At 65.8% G+C, this 20,392-nt stretch carries 20 protein-coding genes; 6 read left to right on the forward strand and 14 right to left on the reverse strand.

Annotation, left to right across the window (positions count from 1 at the left end; genetic code table 11):
- Positions 1-28: 28 nt before the first annotated feature.
- The 3 genes from ACT4N3_RS07375 to proS are packed head-to-tail and all read right to left on the reverse strand — an operon-like array spanning position 29 to position 3,244.
- A complete protein-coding gene (locus ACT4N3_RS07375) occupies positions 29-700 on the reverse strand; it encodes an ABC transporter ATP-binding protein (RefSeq protein ID WP_444854567.1) in 672 nt (223 codons plus the stop codon).
- Positions 693-1,943, reverse strand: a complete 1,251-nt coding sequence (locus ACT4N3_RS07380; protein ID WP_444854568.1) for a lipoprotein-releasing ABC transporter permease subunit — start codon at positions 1,941-1,943, stop codon at positions 693-695. Before ACT4N3_RS07380 ends, ACT4N3_RS07375 begins: the two co-directional genes overlap by 8 nt.
- The gene (gene proS, locus ACT4N3_RS07385; RefSeq protein ID WP_444854569.1) at positions 1,940-3,244 is read right to left on the reverse strand and encodes a proline--tRNA ligase; all 1,305 of its coding nucleotides are present in this window, start codon (positions 3,242-3,244) and stop codon (positions 1,940-1,942) included. Before proS ends, ACT4N3_RS07380 begins: the two co-directional genes overlap by 4 nt.
- A gap of 469 nt (positions 3,245-3,713) precedes the next feature.
- Between proS and ACT4N3_RS07390 the strand changes: the two genes are divergently transcribed.
- The 3 genes from ACT4N3_RS07390 (at position 3,714) to ACT4N3_RS07400 (ending at position 4,641) form a co-directional block, all read left to right on the forward strand.
- On the forward strand, positions 3,714-3,923 hold the full coding sequence (locus ACT4N3_RS07390) for a cold-shock protein (RefSeq protein WP_444854570.1): 210 nt from the start codon (positions 3,714-3,716) through the stop codon (positions 3,921-3,923).
- A 3-nt stretch (positions 3,924-3,926) separates the two neighbouring features.
- Positions 3,927-4,199 carry a translation initiation factor IF-1 gene (gene infA, locus ACT4N3_RS07395; RefSeq protein ID WP_444854571.1) on the forward strand — a complete coding sequence of 91 codons (273 nt, stop codon included), beginning with the start codon at positions 3,927-3,929 and terminating at the stop codon, positions 4,197-4,199.
- Between the two features lie 232 nt (positions 4,200-4,431).
- Positions 4,432-4,641, forward strand: a complete 210-nt coding sequence (locus ACT4N3_RS07400; RefSeq protein WP_444854572.1) for a hypothetical protein — start codon at positions 4,432-4,434, stop codon at positions 4,639-4,641.
- A gap of 3 nt (positions 4,642-4,644) precedes the next feature.
- On the opposite strand, the gene ACT4N3_RS07405 is transcribed toward ACT4N3_RS07400, so the two are convergent.
- The 5 genes from ACT4N3_RS07405 to tpiA form a co-directional block, all read right to left on the reverse strand.
- Entirely contained in the window at positions 4,645-5,112 is a 468-nt protein-coding gene (locus ACT4N3_RS07405; protein WP_444854573.1) for a DUF3833 family protein, read from the reverse strand.
- Positions 5,113-5,221: 109 nt separating this feature from the next.
- Positions 5,222-8,470 (reverse strand): N-6 DNA methylase, encoded by a 3,249-nt coding sequence (locus ACT4N3_RS07410; protein WP_444854574.1) that lies wholly within the window; start codon positions 8,468-8,470, stop codon positions 5,222-5,224.
- A gap of 75 nt (positions 8,471-8,545) precedes the next feature.
- Entirely contained in the window at positions 8,546-10,180 is a 1,635-nt protein-coding gene (locus tag ACT4N3_RS07415) for a CTP synthase (protein ID WP_444854575.1), read from the reverse strand.
- 82 nt (positions 10,181-10,262) lie between these two features.
- Entirely contained in the window at positions 10,263-10,685 is a 423-nt protein-coding gene (gene secG / locus ACT4N3_RS07420) for a preprotein translocase subunit SecG (protein ID WP_444854576.1), read from the reverse strand.
- A gap of 135 nt (positions 10,686-10,820) precedes the next feature.
- Entirely contained in the window at positions 10,821-11,570 is a 750-nt protein-coding gene (gene tpiA / locus ACT4N3_RS07425) for a triose-phosphate isomerase (protein WP_444854577.1), read from the reverse strand.
- Positions 11,571-11,650: 80 nt separating this feature from the next.
- On the opposite strand from tpiA, the gene ACT4N3_RS07430 reads away from it, so the two are divergent.
- Both ACT4N3_RS07430 and ACT4N3_RS07435 read left to right on the forward strand, forming a co-directional pair.
- Positions 11,651-13,609, forward strand: coding sequence for a SurA N-terminal domain-containing protein (locus ACT4N3_RS07430; RefSeq protein WP_444854578.1), 1,959 nt, complete (start codon positions 11,651-11,653; stop codon positions 13,607-13,609).
- Between the two features lie 9 nt (positions 13,610-13,618).
- Entirely contained in the window at positions 13,619-14,200 is a 582-nt protein-coding gene (locus ACT4N3_RS07435; protein ID WP_444854579.1) for an anthranilate synthase component II, read from the forward strand.
- On the opposite strand, the gene ACT4N3_RS07440 is transcribed toward ACT4N3_RS07435, so the two are convergent.
- Genes ACT4N3_RS07440 through ACT4N3_RS07450 form a run of 3 tightly spaced genes read right to left on the reverse strand, consistent with a single transcriptional unit; the run spans position 14,191 to position 15,792 of the window.
- Positions 14,191-14,640: a DUF488 domain-containing protein gene (locus ACT4N3_RS07440; RefSeq protein ID WP_444854580.1), complete on the reverse strand. Its 450-nt coding sequence runs from the start codon at positions 14,638-14,640 to the stop codon at positions 14,191-14,193. The genes ACT4N3_RS07435 and ACT4N3_RS07440 overlap by 10 nt on opposite strands.
- Positions 14,637-15,401, reverse strand: a complete 765-nt coding sequence (locus tag ACT4N3_RS07445) for a glycosyltransferase (RefSeq protein ID WP_444854581.1) — start codon at positions 15,399-15,401, stop codon at positions 14,637-14,639. Before ACT4N3_RS07445 ends, ACT4N3_RS07440 begins: the two co-directional genes overlap by 4 nt.
- Positions 15,367-15,792 (reverse strand): VOC family protein, encoded by a 426-nt coding sequence (locus tag ACT4N3_RS07450; RefSeq protein WP_444854582.1) that lies wholly within the window; start codon positions 15,790-15,792, stop codon positions 15,367-15,369. Before ACT4N3_RS07450 ends, ACT4N3_RS07445 begins: the two co-directional genes overlap by 35 nt.
- 41 nt (positions 15,793-15,833) lie before the next feature.
- On the opposite strand from ACT4N3_RS07450, the gene trmFO reads away from it, so the two are divergent.
- Positions 15,834-17,276: a methylenetetrahydrofolate--tRNA-(uracil(54)-C(5))-methyltransferase (FADH(2)-oxidizing) TrmFO gene (trmFO, locus tag ACT4N3_RS07455; protein ID WP_444854583.1), complete on the forward strand. Its 1,443-nt coding sequence runs from the start codon at positions 15,834-15,836 to the stop codon at positions 17,274-17,276.
- Here trmFO and ACT4N3_RS07460 read toward each other — a convergent pair.
- From ACT4N3_RS07460 to pdhA, 3 genes are all read right to left on the reverse strand, one after another.
- The gene (locus tag ACT4N3_RS07460) at positions 17,273-17,731 is read right to left on the reverse strand and encodes an EF-hand domain-containing protein (RefSeq protein ID WP_444854584.1); all 459 of its coding nucleotides are present in this window, start codon (positions 17,729-17,731) and stop codon (positions 17,273-17,275) included. The genes trmFO and ACT4N3_RS07460 overlap by 4 nt on opposite strands.
- A gap of 141 nt (positions 17,732-17,872) precedes the next feature.
- Positions 17,873-19,264, reverse strand: a complete 1,392-nt coding sequence (locus tag ACT4N3_RS07465; RefSeq protein ID WP_444854585.1) for a pyruvate dehydrogenase complex E1 component subunit beta — start codon at positions 19,262-19,264, stop codon at positions 17,873-17,875.
- On the reverse strand, positions 19,264-20,331 hold the full coding sequence (gene pdhA, locus ACT4N3_RS07470) for a pyruvate dehydrogenase (acetyl-transferring) E1 component subunit alpha (protein ID WP_444854586.1): 1,068 nt from the start codon (positions 20,329-20,331) through the stop codon (positions 19,264-19,266). Before pdhA ends, ACT4N3_RS07465 begins: the two co-directional genes overlap by 1 nt.
- Positions 20,332-20,392: the final 61 nt, after the last annotated feature.

Consider the following 20,392-nt stretch of genomic DNA (forward strand, 5'->3'; position numbering starts at 1 on the left):
GAAGCGGCGCCGCGCCGCTTATCCACATCTATTCGATTTTGCCCTCGTGAAGCCTAAGCACGCGATCCATTTTGGCGGCGATGCGCTCGTTATGAGTGGCGACCAGGGCGGCGCTGCCTTCGTCGCGGACGAGGCGGAGGAACTCGGCGAAGACCACGTCCGCCGTCGCCTCGTCGAGATTGCCGGTCGGCTCGTCGGCGAGCACTAGTGCCGGCCGATTGGCGAGAGCGCGGGCGACGGCGACCCGCTGCTGCTCGCCGCCGGAAAGCTTGGACGGCCTATGGGTCAGCCGTTCGGCCAGGCCGAGCGCGCCAAGCAAGGACTTCCCGCGCTCGGCTGCATCGGCCCGGGAAACCCCGCGAACCAATTGCGGAAGGATCACATTCTCCAGCGCGTTGAAATCGGGCAGGAGGTGATGGAACTGGTAGACGAAGCCCAACGTGTCGCGCCTGACGCGCGTGCGATCGACGTCCTTGAGGCTGGCGGCTTCCTCGCCGGCGATCTGGATCGAGCCCTCGAAGCCGCCTTCGAGCAGACCCACGGCCTGAAGCAGCGTCGACTTGCCCGAGCCGGACGGGCCGAGCAAAGCGACGATCTCGCCCGGCGTGACCGCCAGATCGACGCCGCGCAGCACTTCGATCCGGGCGTCGCCCTGAACGAAGGTGCGCTTGAGCCCGTCCACCCGCAGCACTTCACTCATAGCGAAGCACCTGGACCGGATCGGTGCTCGCCGCCTTCCACGCCGGATAGAGCGTGGCGAGGAAACTCAGCACCAGCGCCATGACGACGATGGCGATGATCTCCGTCGGGTCGGGCAAAGCCGGCAGCTCGGTGAGGAAGCGGATCGACGGATCCCAGAGATTCTGGCCGGTCACCTGCTGAACGAAGCCGACGACGCCCTGCCGGTAATAAAGGAAGACCGCGCCCAGGATCATCCCGGCGATGATGCCGAGCACGCCGATCGTCACGCCCACCGTCATGAACACGCGCATCAGGCTCGCGCGGGTCGCGCCCATCGTGCGGAGGATCGCGATGTCGCGGGTCTTGGCGCGCACCAGCATGATCAGCGAGGACAGGATGTTGAACACCGCGACCAGCACGATGATCGAGAGCACGACGAACATCGCCACTCGCTCGACCTGCAGCGCCTCGAACAAAGCCGAGTTCATGCTGCGCCAGTCGTTGACGACGCCGCGGCCGGCGACGGCCGGGGCGAGCGGCGCCATGATCTCGCCGACCCGATCGGCGTCGGTCGTCTCGACCTCGATCATCCCGATCGCGTCGCCCATCAGCAGGAAATTCTGCGCCTCCTCCATCGGCATGATCACGAAGGCGCGGTCGAAATCGTAGAGCCCGACCTCGAAGGTCGCTGCGACATTGTAGTCGACGATCCGGGGCACGGTGCCGAACGGTGTCGTCCGCCCCTCGGGCGAGATGATGGTGATCGAATCGCCGACCTGAAGCCCCAGCAATTCGGCGAGCCGCGAGCCGATCGCGACGTTGGTCGTGCCCGGCCGGACCGCGGCAAGCGAGCCGGACAGCACATTGCGGTTGAGCGTCGGATTGGCGGCAAGGTCCCCGGCCGGCATGCCGCGCAGCAGGATCGCCTCGACCCGCCCTTCATGGCTCGCCATCAGCGGCTGCTCGATCAGGGCATTGGCCGAGACGACTCCCGGCGTGCGCCGCGCCTCCTCCAGGATCGGCTGCCAATTCTGCAGCCGCCCGCCATAACCCTGGATCACGGCATGGCCGTTGAGGCCGACGACCTTGTCGAACAGCTCGGCGCGAAAGCCGTTCATCACGCTCATCACGATGATCAGGGCGGCGACGCCGAGCATCACGGCGGCGAGGCTGATCCCGGCGACGAGGAAGATGAACCCCTCCCCCTTGCCCGGCAGCAAATAGCGCCGGGCGATCATCCGCTCGTAGGAGTTGAGGATCATGCCGAGAGCCGGGCCAGCGCGCTTTTGATCGAAAGCTCCTCGCGCTCGCCGGTGGCGCGGCGTTTGAGCTCGACCACGCCGCGCTCGAGCCCCTTGGGGCCGACGACGAGCTGCCAGGGCAGGCCGATCAGGTCCATCGTCGCGAACTTGGCGCCGCCGCGCTCGTCGCGATCGTCGTAGAGCGTCTCGACGCCGGCATCCTGTAGCCGTCCGTAAATCTCGTCCGCGGCGCTCGCGCAATTGCCGTCGTCGGCACGCATGTTGATCAGCCCGACCTGATAGGGCGCAACGCTTTCCGGCCAGACGATCCCCGCCTCGTCATGGCTCGCCTCGATGATCGCGCCCATCAGCCGCGAGACGCCGACGCCATAGCTGCCCATGTGCGGGTGGACCTGCGCGCCGTCGGCCGTCTGCACCGCGAAGCCCATCGACTCGCTGTACTTGGTGCCGAAGGCGAAGATATGACCGACCTCGATCCCTCGCCGCGAGCGGAGGCGATCGGCCGGCACCGGGTAATCGGCGACCTTGGCATGCTCCTCCTCCTCCATCGCATAGAGCCCGGTGAGCTTCGCGATGGTGGCCGCATCCGCGGTCAGCAATTCCTCCTGCGACACGTCGTCGAGCGCCGCGTCGTAGAAGATCGCACTCTCGCCGGTCTCGGCGAGGATGTGGAACTCGTGGGAAAGGTCGCCGCCGATCGGCCCCGTCGGCGCGCGAACCGGCACTGCGGTCAGCCCCAGCCGCGCGAAAGTCCGCAGATAAGCAACGAACATCGCCTCATAGCTCGCCTTCAATCCCTCCTCGTCGAGGTCGAAGCTGTAGGCGTCCTTCATCAGGAACTCGCGGCCGCGCATCACGCCGAAGCGCGGGCGGACCTCGTCGCGGAATTTCCACTGGATATGATAGAGGGTGCGGGGAAGATCTCGGTAGGACTTCACCGATCCGAGGAAAATCTGGGTGATCATCTCCTCATTGGTCGGCCCGTAGAGCATCTCGCGGTCGTGCCGGTCCCTGAAGCGCAGCATCTCCGGGCCATAGGCGTCGTAGCGGCCCGACTGGCGCCAGAGATCGGCCGACTGGATGGTCGGCATCAGCATCTCGACCGCGCCGGCGCGGTCCTGCTCCTCGCGCACGATCTGCTCGATCTTCCTCAAGACGCGGTGGCCGATCGGCAGCCAGGCATAGAGGCCGGCGGCGGTCTGGCGGATCAGGCCGGCGCGGAGCATCAGCTTGTGGCTGACGATCTGGGCGTCGGCCGGCGTCTCCTTGGCGACAGGCAGAAAGTATCGGGACAGGCGCATGGCGGCGGCTCTAGCAGCCCGCGCCGCCAAGGCAACCGAACGCGGCTGTGGCACTCACGCAACAGCGGCGGCGCAAACGAGTCACTGGTCGCAATCGGGCCATGACAAGCGGCGCGGGCGGGCATAGCGTCCGCCGCACAAGAGCCAAGGACTTCAACGGCCTGGTTCGGGGAGCCTTCGTTCCCGCTTGATCCTTGCGAGGTGGGCCAGGCGTGTGGGGCGGAGCACCAAAGGGGGTAGACGGCGCAAGCCGTCTCACGGGCGCCCGGGCGGAAACGTCCGGGCGTTTGCGTTTCCGGGAAGCCGCGACCGCGCCCGATTTGTAAATCCGCCCGACTTGCCCTATATCGGTGGCGCTGACGTCGCCTGCGAGCGAATTTGACGCCTTCGGGCTTCTCCTTCCCTTTCGAGCTGCCACGCCCCGCCGCGCCATTCGCGCGCGGGTATTTTTGCATGAAAGGACCCGATCATGGCTATCGGCACCGTGAAATTCTTCAACCTCGACCGCGGCTACGGCTTCATCACCAACGAAGCCGGCGGCCCGGACGCCTTCGTCCACATCACCGCCGTCGAGCGGGCCGGTCTCGGCTCGATCAAGGAAGGCCAGAAGCTGAGCTACGAGCTCGAGACCGGCAAGAACGGCAAGACCTCCGCGGTCAACCTCGCCGACGCCTCCTAAGGGGTGGCGAAAGAGGAACTGCTGGTCCTGGAGGGGCAGGTCGACGAGATCTACCCCGACGGCCGCTTCGGCGTGATGCTCGACAACGAGCACAGGATCATCGCCTACACCGCCGGCAAGATGCGGCGTTTCCGCATCAAGTCGGTGGTCGGCGACCGGGTTCATGTCGAAATGACACCCTATGATCTGAGCAAGGGCCGGATCATCTTCCGCGAGAAGATACCCGGCCAGGGCCCGGGCGGCGGCGGACCGCGAAAGCGATCCTTCCGCCGCTAGGCCATTACCAACCACCGGCGGCGATGCCGTCCGAGAAGACAATGAACCTGATACAAAGACCCAAATTACACTGGCCGCTGGCCCTGCTGGCGGCGACGCCGCGGCCCATGGCCGCCCCACATCGACCAGGCCCGCCCGACTGGCGCCGCCTGGTCGCCAACATGGTCGATTGAGACCGCGACCGCCCGCCGCGCTTGAAGCCGGCGGGCGCTTTCATGAACGGACCCGCGCAATGTCGAGAGAAATCCCCAAGCCCTTCCTGATCGTCAAGGACGAGGAAGGCGGCTACCGGCTGACCATCCGCGAGGTCCGCTACAACAGCCAGAATTACCCTTTGGTCACCGCGACGCCGGTCGAGGAGAGCTTCAAGAGCGCCACCGCCGCCCGCAGCCACGCCAAGGAGCATTTCGGCGCCGAAGCGGGCCAGTTCGCGAGCAAATAGGCGTCAATCCAGCCGGCGGATTGTCTCCTCGACCGTCGCCACCTGGATGCCGAAGCGGCGGAAGGTCATGCGGTTGTGCGCGGTGCGGCCGTTGGGGTGGAGCGTGATCCACTGCTCGACCCAGGGGCCATGCGTGCTGCGATAGCTCAGATGAAGCACGTTGCCGTTGATCTCGCCCGCGACCTCGCCGCGCACGTCGGTGATCGTGCCGGTGAAGCGGTTCGGGCCGACACGGGTGATTCGCCAGTGCCGCCGGCGCGGCGCGGTGCCCTCCTGCTGGACGATCTGGTCGATCACCAGCGTCCCGCTTTCCATCCGCCCGCGGCCGATATCGCGAACCGCCTGGCGGCCGGAGAAGATGATGTGAACGGTACCGGTCCCTTCGAACCGCCCGACGAAGAAGCGCTCGGCCGCGGTCAGCTGCGGCGCGGCCTGGAACAGCAACAGCCCCAGCAAGGCGGAAAGGCCCATCCTGACAATTCCCCTGTTCCGCGCTGCCCCGCCGCGTTCGAATCAAGGGCTTAGCGGCTCGGGACGACGGACGCCACCGGCTTGGGACGGCCTCCATTCGTGCTTTAATCTACGCCTTTCTGGGCCTCATTGACTTGGTTCGCGCATCACAGAGGGCGAGATACAAGCGTTCGATCGTGACGGCGATGCTGTCAGCGCTTTTCGATGACGCCATTTTTCGAGCCGAGACGACGATCTTCCGATGACTCGCAATCCTTGAGTCGAAGGGCGGCACATAGACAGGCGGCCGGATTTTGAATGATCTGCTGTCCGATGAGGCATAGATGAACTCCGCCACGATCGGCGCATTGAAAATCCCGGCGACGTAGAAAGCTTCGTCTTCCGTGATCAACCGATCCTCATACTCGCAGATCGACACCGCATGATTCTGAAACAGAAAGCGCTTTCTTCCCTTCCACGGCATTGTTTTCTCGGTCACGACCGTCGCACGCCATTTGCTATTGTCGCGAAAGGCGACATAGCAGTCGTTAAACGAATAAGGCCCGGTTCGGGCGAGGCCGTAAAATTCGCCATCGGCGCGTATTGCGTCGCTGTAATGGGTCTGCTGTTCCAGTATCTTCCTATATTTTCGGAGATACCCAAGCAGATGCGGCGCCTCCTTCCTCAAAGTCGCTATCGGAATCGGCGTGTGAGGGCGTGATTTCTCGTAAGGAAATACCGCCAAAATATCGGGGTCGTCATAGCTCATGCGCTCGATGAACGGACCCTTCACCAGCGGATACAGGTGCTTGGACTCCAGCGCGATACGCTGGGATGGAATTCTGTATTTTGACTTCGCGACCTGGACGTTGCGGACCCAAACTAGCCCGGGCTTTGGTCCGACCCCCTCATATTTGAACAACAGCAACTCCTGCGGATAAAATTCAATCCCTTCCCGGCCGACGTAGGGGCAATGGCCCGCCACTTTCGCAAACTGGTCAAGCCGGGCACGCGTGGGGGCAAAGGTGTAGGCCGAGCTGCCCTCAACTATCTGTCCGGCGAAAGCCTTGGTCCGCTTCAGCTTGGACTCGGCTTGGAGCCAATTGGACCAAGCATGCGCTTTGGCGCTCCGCTCCCGCTTCGCGTATCGGTAAGCGGGCAGCCGGCTTTGTTTGGTGCGCTTCGCATGAAAAACGAAGGTCATGAAGTCTTCCTTGACCGGATCGAACGGATGTCCGGCGTCCGACCAGTCATGAAACTCAACGAGTGAACAAGAGGCTCCGCCGACCGTCCGCCTCCAGCCTTCGTAGGACGCCTGGCTGGCGAGCTCCCGGGGCATCAGCAGCGCCATCCGGCCGCCTTTGGCGAGCCAATTGGCCGCCGCGACATGCGCTATGAGCGCGCAAACGTTCAGGTTGATACCGCCGGTTCTGCCAGCGCCTGAAAACAAGCCCTTGTCGACGCACAGCGCCTTCACCTTTTCGCGATATCCCGAAGGGAGCGACTTCCAATCGATCCAAGGCGGGTTACCAATGATATTGGTGAAGGGCCCAATCGCGGCGGTCGCAGCAAAATTGGCGACAATGCGCGCCCAGATGCCGTTCCATTCGCGTTTTTCCAGATCGATGATCTGGTCGGCCAGCGCGACAAGCCGGTGACGAACAATGGCAGGCCGTCCCTTCACATCGGCATCGCCAAGAAGTCCCGCCTTCGCTTCCGCATAGTCGCCGGCTTTCACGCTCTGCTCAAAGGCGAACATCAACTTCGCAAATTGAAGAAGATCGTTGGACAGGTAGGCAGGAATATCGATGCTAAGGGGTGTCTTCAGTGTGCTGAGCTCGTAATGAATGAACTCCACGCCATTCTGCGTCCTGCGCACGGGAATATTCGACGCGTCGCCAAGATAGACCGGCAGGGCAATATCATCGTCGACTCCGTCAAGGAGGTCGGCGATGTGGATGAAGAAATGGATGCGCGCAGTCAGGACAGCGAGCGGGTTGAGATCGATCCCACAGACGCGCTTCAGCACCTGGCGGGCGAGCGCTGCCGGGTCGAGGTCCTGATTCTCGGCGCGTAGCCGGGCGATCGCTGCGATCAGGAATGTGCCCGACCCGCAGCAAGGATCCAGCGCGTTCCACGCGCCGCTCGGACGCGAGGTCTCCAGGACATGCTCGGCCAGCCAATAAGGCGTGTAGAATTCGCCGAGGCTCGACCGCACCGCTTGCGGCACAGTTGCTTCGTAGAGCTGCCGAAACAGATCGACGGCGCGCCCTTGATCGAAGATCGCGTTGACATCTTCATAGCGAGCCAGCGTGGCTAGTATTTCGCGGACCACTCCCGCGACGGAATCGCTCCACTGATCCTCATCAGCATACCAAGAGAAAAAATCGCCTTCGAGCAGATTGAGAATGCCGATGTCCCGGAAAAGCTCGCCATCCTCGAGCCGGGCCACGAAAGCGCGCATCGCCTCGGAGGACGCTCCCGTCAGCGACTTATAGTCCTGTGAGACGGAGCCGAACTTCACGTCCGAGACAACGCGATAGGCAATCATCTTCAGAATGATCGCGTAGGCGGTATGAAGCGAGAAGAGCGCCCGGTATTCGTCGACAGGTTGGGTTATCCGCCGACCGAAAATGTCAGATAGCGCCTGACGCCGGTCCTCGATTCGCCGTTGTTGCGACTGGTCCTCATGCGCCAGGCGGAACAACGCTTCCCATTCGGAACGCAGCATCTCGGACTTGGCGGTGGGGCGGCTGGAAAGAATCTTGTTCAGCTTTCTCGCCGTTTCAAAGACGATCCCGTCCGTCGCCGCGCCGCAAAAATCGCGGATGAGATTGTCCGCCGTCAGCGCACTCTTTTCGAGCGCGATGATCGAGCGGACCAATCGTAGAAGCGTGGCGGGGCTGACCGGCGCGAAGCTGCTTTCCGAAAGGTTGCCATCCGGCCCTGCGCGGATTTCGAGGATCTCGACCCCATCAGTGAGGAACCCAACGACATCATTTGACAATTCTTCGACCAACGCCTCGGCATATTCTGAAAGTTGCCCGATCGCCTTCGCCTTTGCCGCCGCTGATCGCAGGGTAGATGGCTGCTTGTATTCGATGATCAGCGCCCCGATCCGGCTGTCGGTCCGCCCCTTCTTGACATGGCGGCGGGTCTTGAGGGGCATCTCCTTCTGTGGGTGGAAGTCGAGCCCGATGTCCTTCAGCACGGCATAGAGGATGCGCTCGAAGGCCGACTCGACGGTGGCTTCGTTCGCCGCCGCGACGCTCGCTTTAGCGATCTCGGTTGCCGCCGTTTCCAGCGCCTGACCAAATAGCGGGTCGCGGATGGCCTGCGACAGGAGCTTGGCCTTCAATGCCGTCGTCGCTTTCGGCATCTTTGCCTGTCCCCCCTCCACTGCTAGTGCCATGTTCTTGTTATGTGCTCAAGAGGGTTGCGCAAAGATGGCGCACTAGACCAGTCGGCTCTGCTTCACCGCCGCATCGATGAAGCTGGCGAACAAGGGGTGCGGGTCGAAGGGTTTGCTCTTCAGCTCCGGATGGAACTGCACACCGATGAACCAGGGGTGGTCCGGCCGCTCGACGATTTCGGGGAGCTCGCCGTCGGGGCTCATGCCGCTGAAGATCAGGCCGCCCGCCTCCAGCGCCGCCTTGTAATGGGCGTTGACCTCGTAGCGGTGGCGGTGGCGTTCGCTGATCCGGTCGCTGCCGTAGATGCCGCGCACGACGCTGTTGTGGCCGAGCACCGCCTCATACGCGCCCAAGCGCATCGTGCCGCCGAGATCGCCTTCGGCCGCGCGCTTCTGGATGCCCGCTTCGCTCATCCATTCGGTGATCAGGCCGACGACCGGCTCGCTCGTCTCGCCGAACTCGGTCGAGCTCGCCTCCTCGATCCCCGCTTCCCGCGCCGCCTCGATGCAGGCCATCTGCATGCCGAGGCAGATGCCGAAGAAGGGCACGTTGCGCTCGCGGGCGAACCTGACGCTGGCGATCTTGCCCTCGGACCCGCGCTCGCCGAAGCCGCCGGGGACGAGGATGGCGTGGACCGGCTCAAGCATCGGCGCGACGTCGCCGTCCGGGCCTGAGAACATTTCCGCGTCGAGCCAGTTGATCCGGACCCTCACCCGGTTCGCCATGCCGCCGTGGATCAACGCCTCGGTCAGGCTCTTATAGGCGTCGAGCAGGCCGACATATTTGCCGACCACGCCGATCGTCACCTCGCCCTCGAAATGCTCGAGCCGGTCCATGATGTCGGTCCAGCGCGCCATGTCGGGCGGCGGCGCATCGTCGATGCCGAGCGCGGCGAGCACTTCGGTGTCGAGGCCGGCTTCATGATATTGGGCCGGGACCGCGTAGATGCTCTTCGCGTCGAGCGCCGGGATCACCGCGTCCTTGCGGACGTTGCAGAAGCTGGAAATCTTCGCCCGCTCATTGTCGGGCAGCGGATGCTCGCAGCGGCAGACGATGATTTCCGGCTGGATGCCAAGGCTGGTCAGCTCGCGGACGCTATGCTGCGTGGGCTTGGTCTTCAGTTCGCCGGCGGCGGCGATATAGGGGACGAGCGTGGTGTGGATGGAGAGCGTTTCTCCCCTGCCCGCTTCGTTCCTGAACTGGCGGATCGCCTCGATGAACGGGAGCGATTCGATGTCGCCGACAGTGCCGCCGACCTCGCAGATCAGGAAGTCGCAATCGGCGGGCACGTCGGCGCTGATGAAATCCTTGATCGCATTGGTGACGTGCGGGATCACCTGGACGGTGGCGCCGAGATAATCGCCGCGCCGCTCGCGCTGGATGATGCCCTGGTAGATGCGGCCCGAGGTGACGTTGTCCGATTGACGCGCCGGAACGCCGGTGAACCGCTCGTAATGGCCGAGATCGAGGTCGGTCTCGGCCCCGTCGTCGGTGACGTAGACCTCGCCATGCTGATAGGGGCTCATCGTCCCCGGATCGATGTTGAGATAGGGATCGAGCTTCCTCAGGCGCACCGTGTAACCGCGCGCCTGGAGCAGCGCTGCGAGCGCCGCCGCCATGAGTCCCTTGCCGAGCGATGAGACCACGCCGCCGGTGACAAAAATGAACCGCGCCATGGGAGGACAGGCTTAAGCGGACCGGAGGGATTCGGGCAAGCGGGCGAATCGGATTTATTCGCTCCTCCAGAGAGAGGCCGGCTTATTGGGCCAGCGGGGCTCCGCTCTGGTTGCCCTGCGCGGCAGGCGCGGCCGGGGCTGGCGCGGCGCCGGTCGGCTGGCCGGGCTGCGGCGTCGCGCCGGGGATCGAGGTCTGCGATGGAGCGGCGGGCGTGGCCGGCGCGCTGGCCGGCGTGCGGCGCTGCAGGCTCGTGTCGATCGTGCGCGGGCCGGCGGTATTCGCGGCCAGCGCCGCGAGCAGGATCGACAGCGCGACGAACAGAGTGGCGAGGATCGCGGTCGAGCGGGTCAGGAAATCGGAGGCGCCGCGCGCGCTCATCATCCCCGACGGGCTGCCGCCGCCGGCCAGCCCGCCTCCTTCGGAGCGCTGCATGAGGATGACGGTGATCATCGCCACGGCGATCAGGGCCTGGACGATCAGGAGAAAGGAAAAGAGCGCGGACATACGATGGCTTTCTTCGTCCCCGTCACCCCAGCGAAGGCCGGGGTCCATTCTGGGTCAGCATGGATGCCAGCCTTCGCTGGCATGACGAGCAAGTGGGTTAGTTGTGCGGCGATCTAGGCGAAGCGGCGCGACGGTTCAACCGCCCGCGGCCGCCTCGACGATCGGCACGAACTGCGCGGCGGTCAGGCTGGCGCCGCCGACGAGGCCGCCATCGACCTCCGGGCAGCGGAACGTTTCGGCCGCATTGTCCGCCTTGACCGAGCCGCCATAGAGGATGCGGATGCGGCCGCCGCGATCGCCGAAGCGCGCGACCAGCGCGGCGCGCAACGCCGCGTGCATCTCGATGACGTCGGCCGGCGTCGCGACCTTGCCCGTGCCGATCGCCCAGACCGGCTCATAAGCGACGACCAGCTCGCCTTCCTCCCAGTCGTCCGGCATGGAGCCGGCGAGCATGTCGGTGACGACCCGGACATGCCCCCCCGCCTCGCGCTGGCTCTCGCTCTCGCCCACACAGACGATAGTGATCAGGCCGGCGGCGAGCGCGGCTTCGGCCTTGGCCCGGACGAGCGCGTCCGTTTCCCCTTGATCGGCGCGGCGCTCGCTATGGCCGACGATCGCGATCTTCGCGCCGGCCTCCTTCAGCATCGCCGCCGAGACGCAGCCGGTATGGGCGCCGCTCGCCGCCTGGTGGCAATCCTGCGCGCCGATCGCGACGCCGCCGGAGCGGGTCACGGCCGCGGCGATCAGGGTGAACGGCGGACAGATGCCGACATCGACGCCGCCCGCTTCGCGCGCCGCATCGGCGATCGGCCCGAGCTCCGCCAGCTGGGCCAGCGACCCGTTCATCTTCCAGTTTCCGACGACGAGCTTGCGGCGCAGCTGCATGAGCTTTCCCTGACGGTGGTTGCGGGTCGCCTAGCGGCCTTCTATGGCGCGTGCAAACGCCAGAACTGGAACCTCCCTTCATGCTCAACGTCGTTCGCCGCAGGGCCACCAAATGGGTCGCCGGCGCCATCCTCTTCATCGTCCTGCTGGCGATCGTCATCACCGGCTTCGGCACCGACGGCATGGGCGGGCTTGGCTCGCTCGGCGGCGGCCAGCAGCGCGCCGAGATTCTGGCCACGGTCGGCGGGCGCTCCGTCACCGAGCAGCAGTTGCGCGACCTCGTCACCCGCCAGTTCAACCAGGCCCGGCAGCAGAATCCGGCGCTCGACATGAACGCGTTCCTCGCCTCGGGCGCGTTCGACCAGATCCTGAACTCGCTGATCGTCGGCGAGGCGGTCGTCGAGTTCGGCGGCGAGCAGGGACTGGTCGCGACGCAGCGCATGGTCGATCGCGAGATCGTCAACGTTCCCCAGTTCCGCAATTTCGCCGGCCAGTTCGACGAGAATGCGTTCCGTGCCGCGCTGCGCAACCAGAACATCACCGAAGCGCAGCTGCGCGAGGACATTGCCCGCTCGTTGCTCCAGCGCCAGTTGCTCGGCCCGATCGCGATCGGCCAGCGCGTGCCGGAGGCGCTTGCACAATCGTTCGCCAACCTGCTGCTGGAGCGGCGGCGCGGGGCGATCGGCGTGGTTCCCTCCCAGGCGCTGGCGGGAGCGATCAACCCATCGGACGCCGAGATCGCCAACTTCTACCAGCAGAACCGCGCCCGCTTCGCGATTCCCGAGCGGCGCGTGGTGCGCTTCGCGGTCATCGGCCCTGAGCAGGTCGCGGCGGCCTCGCAGCCGAGCGAGCAGGAAATCCAGGCTTATTATCGTCAGAACGCGGCCCAATATGGCCCGCGCGAGACGCGCACGCTGCAGCGGCTGGTGCTTCAGGACCGGGCCGCCGCCGATGCCGCCGCGCAGCAATTGCGCGCCGGCACCAGCTTCGACCAGGTCGCCTCGAGCGCCGGCTTCTCGGCCCGCGACCTGACCTTGGCCGACCAGACGCAGGACGCCTTCGCCCAACAGGCCGGCGCGGAAGGCGCGCGCGCCGCTTTCGCCGCCGCCGCGCAGCGGGGCACGGTGATCGGCCCGATCGCGTCCGAGGGCACGTTCCAGGTCATCCGCATCGAGGCGATTCAGTCGACCCCCGCGCGGCCGCTCGAGACGGTCCGGGCCGAGATCACCGCCGCCGTTCGGCAGCGCAAGGGAACCGATGCGCTGGCCGCGCTTGTCGCCCGGGTCGAGGACAGGGTCGCCAACAACGAGAATGTCGACGAGATCGCCCGCGCCGAGCAGCTCAATCTGATCACGACGCCGCCGATCACCTCGACCGGCCAGAGCTTCGGCCAGCCGTTCGTCCTTCCGCCCGAGCTTCAGCCGTTGCTCACCCAGGCGTTCGAGATCGAGGCGGAGGATCCGGAGCCGGTGGTCGAGACGATCCAGGCGAACCAGCGTTATGCGCTGATCGGCATCGGCGCCGTGACGTCGGCCGCGACGCCGCCGCTGGCCCAGATTCGCCAGGCGGTTCGCGCGACCTTGGTGTTGCAGACCGCATCCGATCGGGCGCGGGCGATGGCGCAGGCGATCGCCGACCGGATCAACGGCGGCATGCCGGCGGCCCAGGCCTTCGCCGCCGCCGGAATCGCGCTGCCGCCGGTGCAGCAGATCAACCTCCAGCGGCTGGAGATCAGCCGCGGCGGCCAGCAGGTGCCTCCTCCGTTAATGGCTTTGTTCAGCCTCCCCCAGGGCCGCGCCCGCATCCTCGCCGCGCCCAACGGCCAGGGCTGGTTCGTTGTCCACCATGCCGAGCGCACCGCAGGCGACGCCAGCGGACAGCCGCAGCTGATCCAGACCACGCGAACGCAGTTCAACAATTCGGCCGCCGAGGAAATGGCGCAGCAATTCGCCCGCGCGCTGGAGATGCGCGCCGGCGTCACCCGCAACGATGCGGCCATCGCGGCGGCACGGCGGCGGCTGACCGGCGGGACGGAATAAGCCAACGCGGTGCGCGTTCTCGTCGTCGACAATTACGACAGCTTCACCTGGAACCTCGTCCATTACCTGCGCGAGCTGTGCGCGGAAGTGGAGGTCGCGCGCAACGACGAGCTCAGCGCGGCGGACGCCTTGGCGAGCGGCGCGGCGGCGATCCTGATCTCGCCGGGGCCGGGAACCCCGGACAAGGCCGGCATCTCGCTCGAACTGGTTGCGGCCTGCGCAGCCGCTCGACGACCGCTACTCGGCGTCTGCCTCGGTCACCAGGCGATCGCCCAGGCGTTCGGCGGCCAGATCGTCCGCGCGCCGAAAGCGATGCACGGCAAGACGAGCGCCATCGCGCATGACGGGAGCGGTGTCTTCGCCGGCCTCCCGACCCCGCTTCAGGCGACACGCTATCATTCGCTGGCCGCTGCATGCGCGAGTCTGCCGGCCTGTCTCGCCGTCACCGCCAGGGCCGAGGACGAGACGGTCCAGGGCCTCGCCCATCGCGACCTGCCGATCCACGGCGTCCAGTTTCACCCGGAGAGCATCGCCAGCGCCCACGGTCACGCCCTGCTCGCCAATTTCCTGGCGCTCGCGGCTCAGGCGTAGAGGTCGACGACCTCCCAGTCCGCCATCGCCGTCTCGCGCAGCGGCGTGCGGTGGCATTGCGCCGGGTCGCGCTCGAAGCAGAGCAACGCCGACGGCGTCTCTTCCGCCAGCGCGATCATCTGCGCGGCTTCGGCACCCGCTTCCGGCGTCTCGAGCTGGGCAGAGTAGATGCGTTTCATCTCATCCATCCGGCCCTTGCGCGCCGCCTCGCGTCCCGCCGGCGGCGTGCCGAGCGCTTTCAGGTGGACGTAGCCGATACCGGCCTCCTTCAGGCCCGCGGCGAGGATGTTCTTCGAGAATCCGGGTTTGCGCGACAGCGGCACGGCGCGAACGTCGATCACCTGCTTCACGCCTGCGCCGCTGAGCGCCGCGATCAGCTCCGGCTGCGTCGCGCCTTCATAGCCGATGGTGAAGATGCGCCTGCGCGGTGTGCTGGTCATCGTACGTCCGTATAGCCGCGCGTGGCCGGCTTCCCCCTGAACGCGATCGACAGGAAATTGACGAGGTAGATGCCGGCCATCTTCACATAGCCTTCCCGCTTCAGCCGCCGGCCCGAGGTTGGCATCACCAGCCGCGGCGTGAACAGCACACGCCCGAACTTCCGCGCCCGGCGGGCGATATCGGCATCCTCGCCATAGAATTCGATTGTCGCGTCGAAGCCACCCATCGCGTCGAGCGCGCTGCGCCGAATCGCGAAATTTCCTCCAACGACCAGATAGCCGAAAACGCGATACAGCGGGCGGGCGGCGACAAACCAGGCGGAGGCGATGGATTGCTGCAGCCGCGGAAGGTCGTAGTAGCGATAGGGTCCGCTGATGCAGGCCAGCCCCGCATCCTGGTGGAACTGCTCGTCGATCCGTTCGATCCAGCCGGCGGGCGGGATCGTATCGGCGTCGGCGAAGGCGAGAATGTCTCCGCGCGCGCTCTGATATCCACGCTGACGGGCCTTTGTGATCCCCTTGCTCGGCTCGAACACATAAGTAACGCGCTCATATCGCCGGACAATCTCAGCTGTCCCGTCGTTACTGTCATTGTCGACGACGATGATCTCGCAGACCCTTTCGGCGACATGCTGCATGACCGCGTCGAGACAGGCGCCGATATAGGCTTCCTCGTTGTGGGCCGGGATGACGAGACTTATCGTGAGCGGCGCTGGCCGGTCGCCCTCATAGCCTCTGGTGGAGATGCGCCTGCCGGTCATCGGCGACGCTCTTGTGGCACACCGCTTCGATATTCAATCCATCGGGATCGAGGACGAAAGCGGCATAATAATCGGGACCGTAATGCGGGCGCAGGCCAGGCGGCCCATTGTCGCGGCCGCCCGCCGCGAGCGCCGCCTCGTGAAAGGCATCGACCTGCTCGCGCGTTTCCGCCCGGAAGGCGACATGCGTCCCCTCGCCCACCTGCTCATTGTCGCCGATCCAGAAGAACGGATCACCCTCGGTACCGAAGCCGTGCGCCGTGCCGCCGCTGCCATTTTCTTCCGCGGGCACAGTCATGATCAAGCTCAGGCCGAGCGGCGCCAGCGCCTGCTCGTAGAAGCGCCTGGAGCGTTCCGCGTCCAACACCGCGAAGCCGACATGATCGAGCATGGCCTTCCTCCTCGCCGCACGAGCGACTATCGAACCGCCCGATGACGAATAAGGTCCATATCATCGGCGGCGGCCTGGCGGGATCCGAAGCGGCGTGGCAGCTCGCCGAGACAGGCGTCAAGGTGCGGCTCAGCGAGATGCGCGGCGGCGGCGAGATGACTCCGGCGCACCAGACCGACGGCCTCGCCGAGCTGGTCTGCTCGAACAGCTTCCGCTCCGACGACGCCGACAACAATGCGGTCGGGCTGCTGCACGCGGAGATGCGGGCTCTGGGGTCGCTGATCATGGCCGCCGGCGACGCGCATCGCGTGCCGGCGGGCACGGCTCTGGCCGTAGACCGGGACGGCTTCTCGGCGCAGGTGACGGCGACTTTGGCCGCCCACCCAAATGTGGAGATCGTCCGCGAGCGCATCGATCGGGTGCCGGACAGCGGCCTTACCATCGTCGCCACGGGACCGCTCACCGCACTCAGGCTGGCGGAATCGATCGGCGCGGCGACCGGCTCGGACGCCCTCGCCTTCTTCGATGCGATCGCCCCGATCGTCCATCGCGACAGCATCGACATGTCGGTCTGCTGGATGGCCAGCCGCTGGGCCAAGGGCGACACGAAGGACTACATCAACTGCCCGATGACGAAGGACCAGTATCTGGCCTTCGTGTCCGGCCTGCTCGACGGCGAGAAGACCGCGTTCAAGGAGTGGGAGAAGGACACGCCCTATTTCGAGGGCTGCATGCCGATCGAGGTGATGGCCGAGCGCGGCGAGGACACGCTCCGCTACGGGCCGATGAAGCCGGTGGGACTCGACGATCCGAAGACGGGGCGCTGGCCCTATGCCGTGGTTCAGCTCCGCCAGGATAATGCGCTGGGCACGTTGTGGAACATGGTGGGATTCCAGACCAAGCTCAAGCACGGTGCGCAGGTCGAGCTGTTCCGGACGATCCCCGGCCTCGAGAATGCGGAGTTCGCGCGGTTGGGCGGGCTCCACCGCAACACCTTCATCAATTCGCCGAAGCTGCTCGACGAGACGCTGCGGCTGAAGGCCGCGCCGCATATCCGCTTCGCCGGGCAAATCACGGGCTGCGAAGGCTATGTCGAGAGCGCGGCGATCGGCCTGCTCGCCGGCCGCTTCGCCGCGGCCGAGCTGACTGGCACGACGCTCGCTCCCCCGCCGCCGACGACCGCGCTCGGCGCGCTGCTCGGCCACATCACCGGCGGCGCGGACGCTGCCTCCTATCAGCCGATGAACATCAATTTCGGCCTGTTCCCGCCGATCACCGGCCGGATGAAAAAGGCCTACCGAAAGCAGGCCTATACAAAGCAGGCACGGGCCGATCTTGCCAAATGGCTCGCCTCAAATCCTCCCCGAGATTTCTCGGGGAGGGGGACCATGCGAAGCATGGCGGAGGGGTCTGCGGCGCAAGAAGCCCCTCCACCACACTTCGTGCGGTCCCCCTCCCCTGCAAAAGCAGGGGAGGAATTCTAGCAGCGGCAATTCGCGGCCCGTCGCTGCGGCCGGCGGCGCTGGGCGGTGGTCGCATATTCCTCGCGCGTCAGGCTCGCGTTGCGATCCCGGTCCGCCTGGGCAAAGCGAGTGCGGGTCCGGACCGCCCATTCCTCGAAGGACAGGCGTCCGTCGCCATTGGTGTCGAGCCTTTGAAAGGCGCGGCGGCGGGGATGGTATATTTCCTCGATCGTGATCCGGCCGTCATTGTCGCGGTCGGCGCGGTCGAAACGGCGCTGTTCCCGGGTGCGCGCGTCAGCGGACGGCGGCTGGCCCGGCGCGGCGCCCTCGTCATCCCCGTCGTCGTCCGCAGCCTCGGCCTGCTCGGGCGCCTCGGGGACCGGGCTGTCGTCGCGCTGGGCGATGCCCTGCCAGATGAAGAAGCTGGCGACGATCAGCAGCAGCGTCGCACCACCACCCGCGAAATAGCGCCACATAGGCCCCTCCCGGTTTTAGTGTCACGCTATCGCGATCGAGACGGGGGTCAAGGCAACTGTATCAAATCCCGTCATGCCAGCGCAGGCTGGCATCCATACGTGCTCAGCATGGACCCCAGCCTTCGCTGGGGTGACGAGAAATTAGGAGCGATAGAGAACCTTTTTCGCCGCCGCGACGACATCCTCGGCCTTGATCAGCGCCAGCTTCTCGAGGTTCGCGGCATAAGGCAGCGGCACATCCTCGTCCGTCACACGGAGCACCGGCGCATCGAGATCGTCGAACCCTTCCTCCATCGCGACCGCCATCAGCTCGGAGGAGATCGAACAGGCCGGCCAGCCTTCCTCGACGCAGACCATGCGGTTCGTCTTCGCCAGGCTTGCGAGCACCGTTTGTTTGTCGAGCGGGCGCAGGGTGCGCAGGTCGATAACCTCGGCCTCGATCCCCTCGCCGGCCAGCGTTTCGGCCGCGTCGAGCGCGACACCGACGCCGATCGAATAGGTGACGATCGTCACGTCCTTGCCCTCACGCGCGATCCGCGCCTTGCCGATCGGCAGAACATGATCGTCGAGCTTCGGCACGTCGAAGCTTTGACCATAAAGCAATTCATTCTCGAGGAAGACGACCGGATCCTCGGAGCGGATCGCGGCCTTGAGCAGGCCCTTGGCGTCCGCCGCGGTGTAGGGCGAGATCACGATCAGGCCCGGCACCGCCGCGTACCAGGGGCCGTAATTCTGGCTGTGTTGCGCGCCGACCCGGCTGGCCGCGCCATTGGGGCCCCGGAACACGATCGGGCAGCGCATCTGGCCGCCGGACATATAATTGGTCTTCGCCGCCGAATTGATGATGTGGTCGATCGCCTGCATCGCGAAGTTGAAGGTCATGAACTCGATGACCGGGCGAAGACCGCCCATCGCCGCGCCGGTGCCAACGCCGGCAAAGCCATATTCGGTGATCGGCGTATCGATGACGCGCCGGTCGCCGAACTCGTCGAGCAGCCCCTGGGTCACCTTATAGGCGCCCTGATATTCGGCGACCTCCTCGCCCATCACGAAAACGCGCTCGTCACGGCGCATTTCCTCGGCCATCGCGTCGCGCAGCGCCTCGCGCACCGTGGTCCGCACCATCTCGGTGCCGGCCGGGATGTCCGGATCGGCGACGTCGGCGCGCGCGGCCGGCTTGACGAGCTGCGCCGTGCCGCTCTCCGCCCGCGTGGGCGCTGGCGCTTCGGATTCCTCGGCCTTTTGCTCGGGGACCGGTGCCTCGGCGGGCGCGGGTGTCGCCGCCGCTTCGCCCTCGCCGCCGATCAGCGCGATGACGGTGCCGACCTTCACATTGTCGGTGCCTTCAGGGACGAGGATTTTTGAGACCGTCCCCTCGTCGACGGCCTCGAACTCCATCGTCGCCTTGTCGGTCTCGATCTCGGCCAGGATGTCGCCGGACGCGACCGTATCGCCCTCCTTCACCAGCCATTTGGCGAGCGTGCCCTCCTCCATGGTCGGGGAAAGCGCCGGCATCTTGAGCTCGATCGCCATCAATAGCTCTCCACCAGCACATCGGTGTAGAGCTCGGCCGGATCGGGCTCCGGCGCCTGCTCCGCGAAGTCGGCGGCCTCGACGACGATCTTCTTGATCTCGTTGTCGATCGCCTTCAGCTCATCTTCCTTCGCGCCCCGCGCCTCGAGCTCCTTTTTGGCGTGATCGATCGGATCATTCTTCTCGCGCACCGCCTGCACCTCCTCGCGCGAACGATATTTGGCGGGATCGGACATCGAGTGGCCGCGATAGCGGTAGGTCTTCAGCTCCAGCAGGATCGGCCCCTTGCCGGCGCGGACCCATGCCACCGCCGTCTCGGCCGCGCCGCGCACCGCGAGCACATCCATCCCGTCGACCTGCAGGCCGGCGACGCGAAAGCTCTCGCCGCGCCGGTAGAGCTGGTCCTCGGCCGACGATCTGTTGACCGACGTACCCATCGCATACTGGTTGTTCTCGATCACGAAGATGATCGGCAGCTTCCAGAGCTCCGCCATGTTGAAGCTCTCATAGACCTGGCCCTGGTTGGAGGCCCCGTCGCCGAAATAGGCCATGCAGAGGCCGCCGTCCGCGCTGTACTTGTGGCCGAAGGCAAGGCCGGTGCCGAGGCTCACCTGCGCGCCGACGATGCCGTGACCGCCGTAGAACTTATGCTCGGTCGAAAACATGTGCATCGAGCCGCCCTTGCCGCGGCTGATGCCGGCGGCGCGGCCGGTCAGCTCCGCCATGATCACCTTGGGATCGATGCCGTAAGCGAGCATGTGCCCGTGATCGCGATAGCCGGTGATGACGCTGTCCTTGCCGACCTCGAGCGCCGATTGCAGTCCGACCGCGACCGCCTCCTGGCCGATATACAGGTGGCAAAAGCCGCCGATCAGGCCGAGGCCGTAAAGCTGCCCCGCGCGCTCCTCGAAGCGGCGGATCAGCAGCATCTGCTTGTAGAAATCGAGCAGCTCGTCTTTCGACGCCTTATAGCGCTTGGGCTCGGGCGGGCGCTCGCGGTTCGGTTTTGGGGGCGGCGCGGCCTCGCGTGCCTTCGGAGCCCGTTTCGACGTTGCTGCCTTCGCCACCCGGCCTCTCCGCCTGTCTGTTATCGACCGCGCGGCTCTATGGCGGGAAAGCCGCGAGGGC

Source organism: Sphingosinicella sp., from assembly GCF_052388015.1.
Classification (GTDB): Bacteria; Pseudomonadota; Alphaproteobacteria; order Sphingomonadales; family Sphingomonadaceae; genus Allosphingosinicella.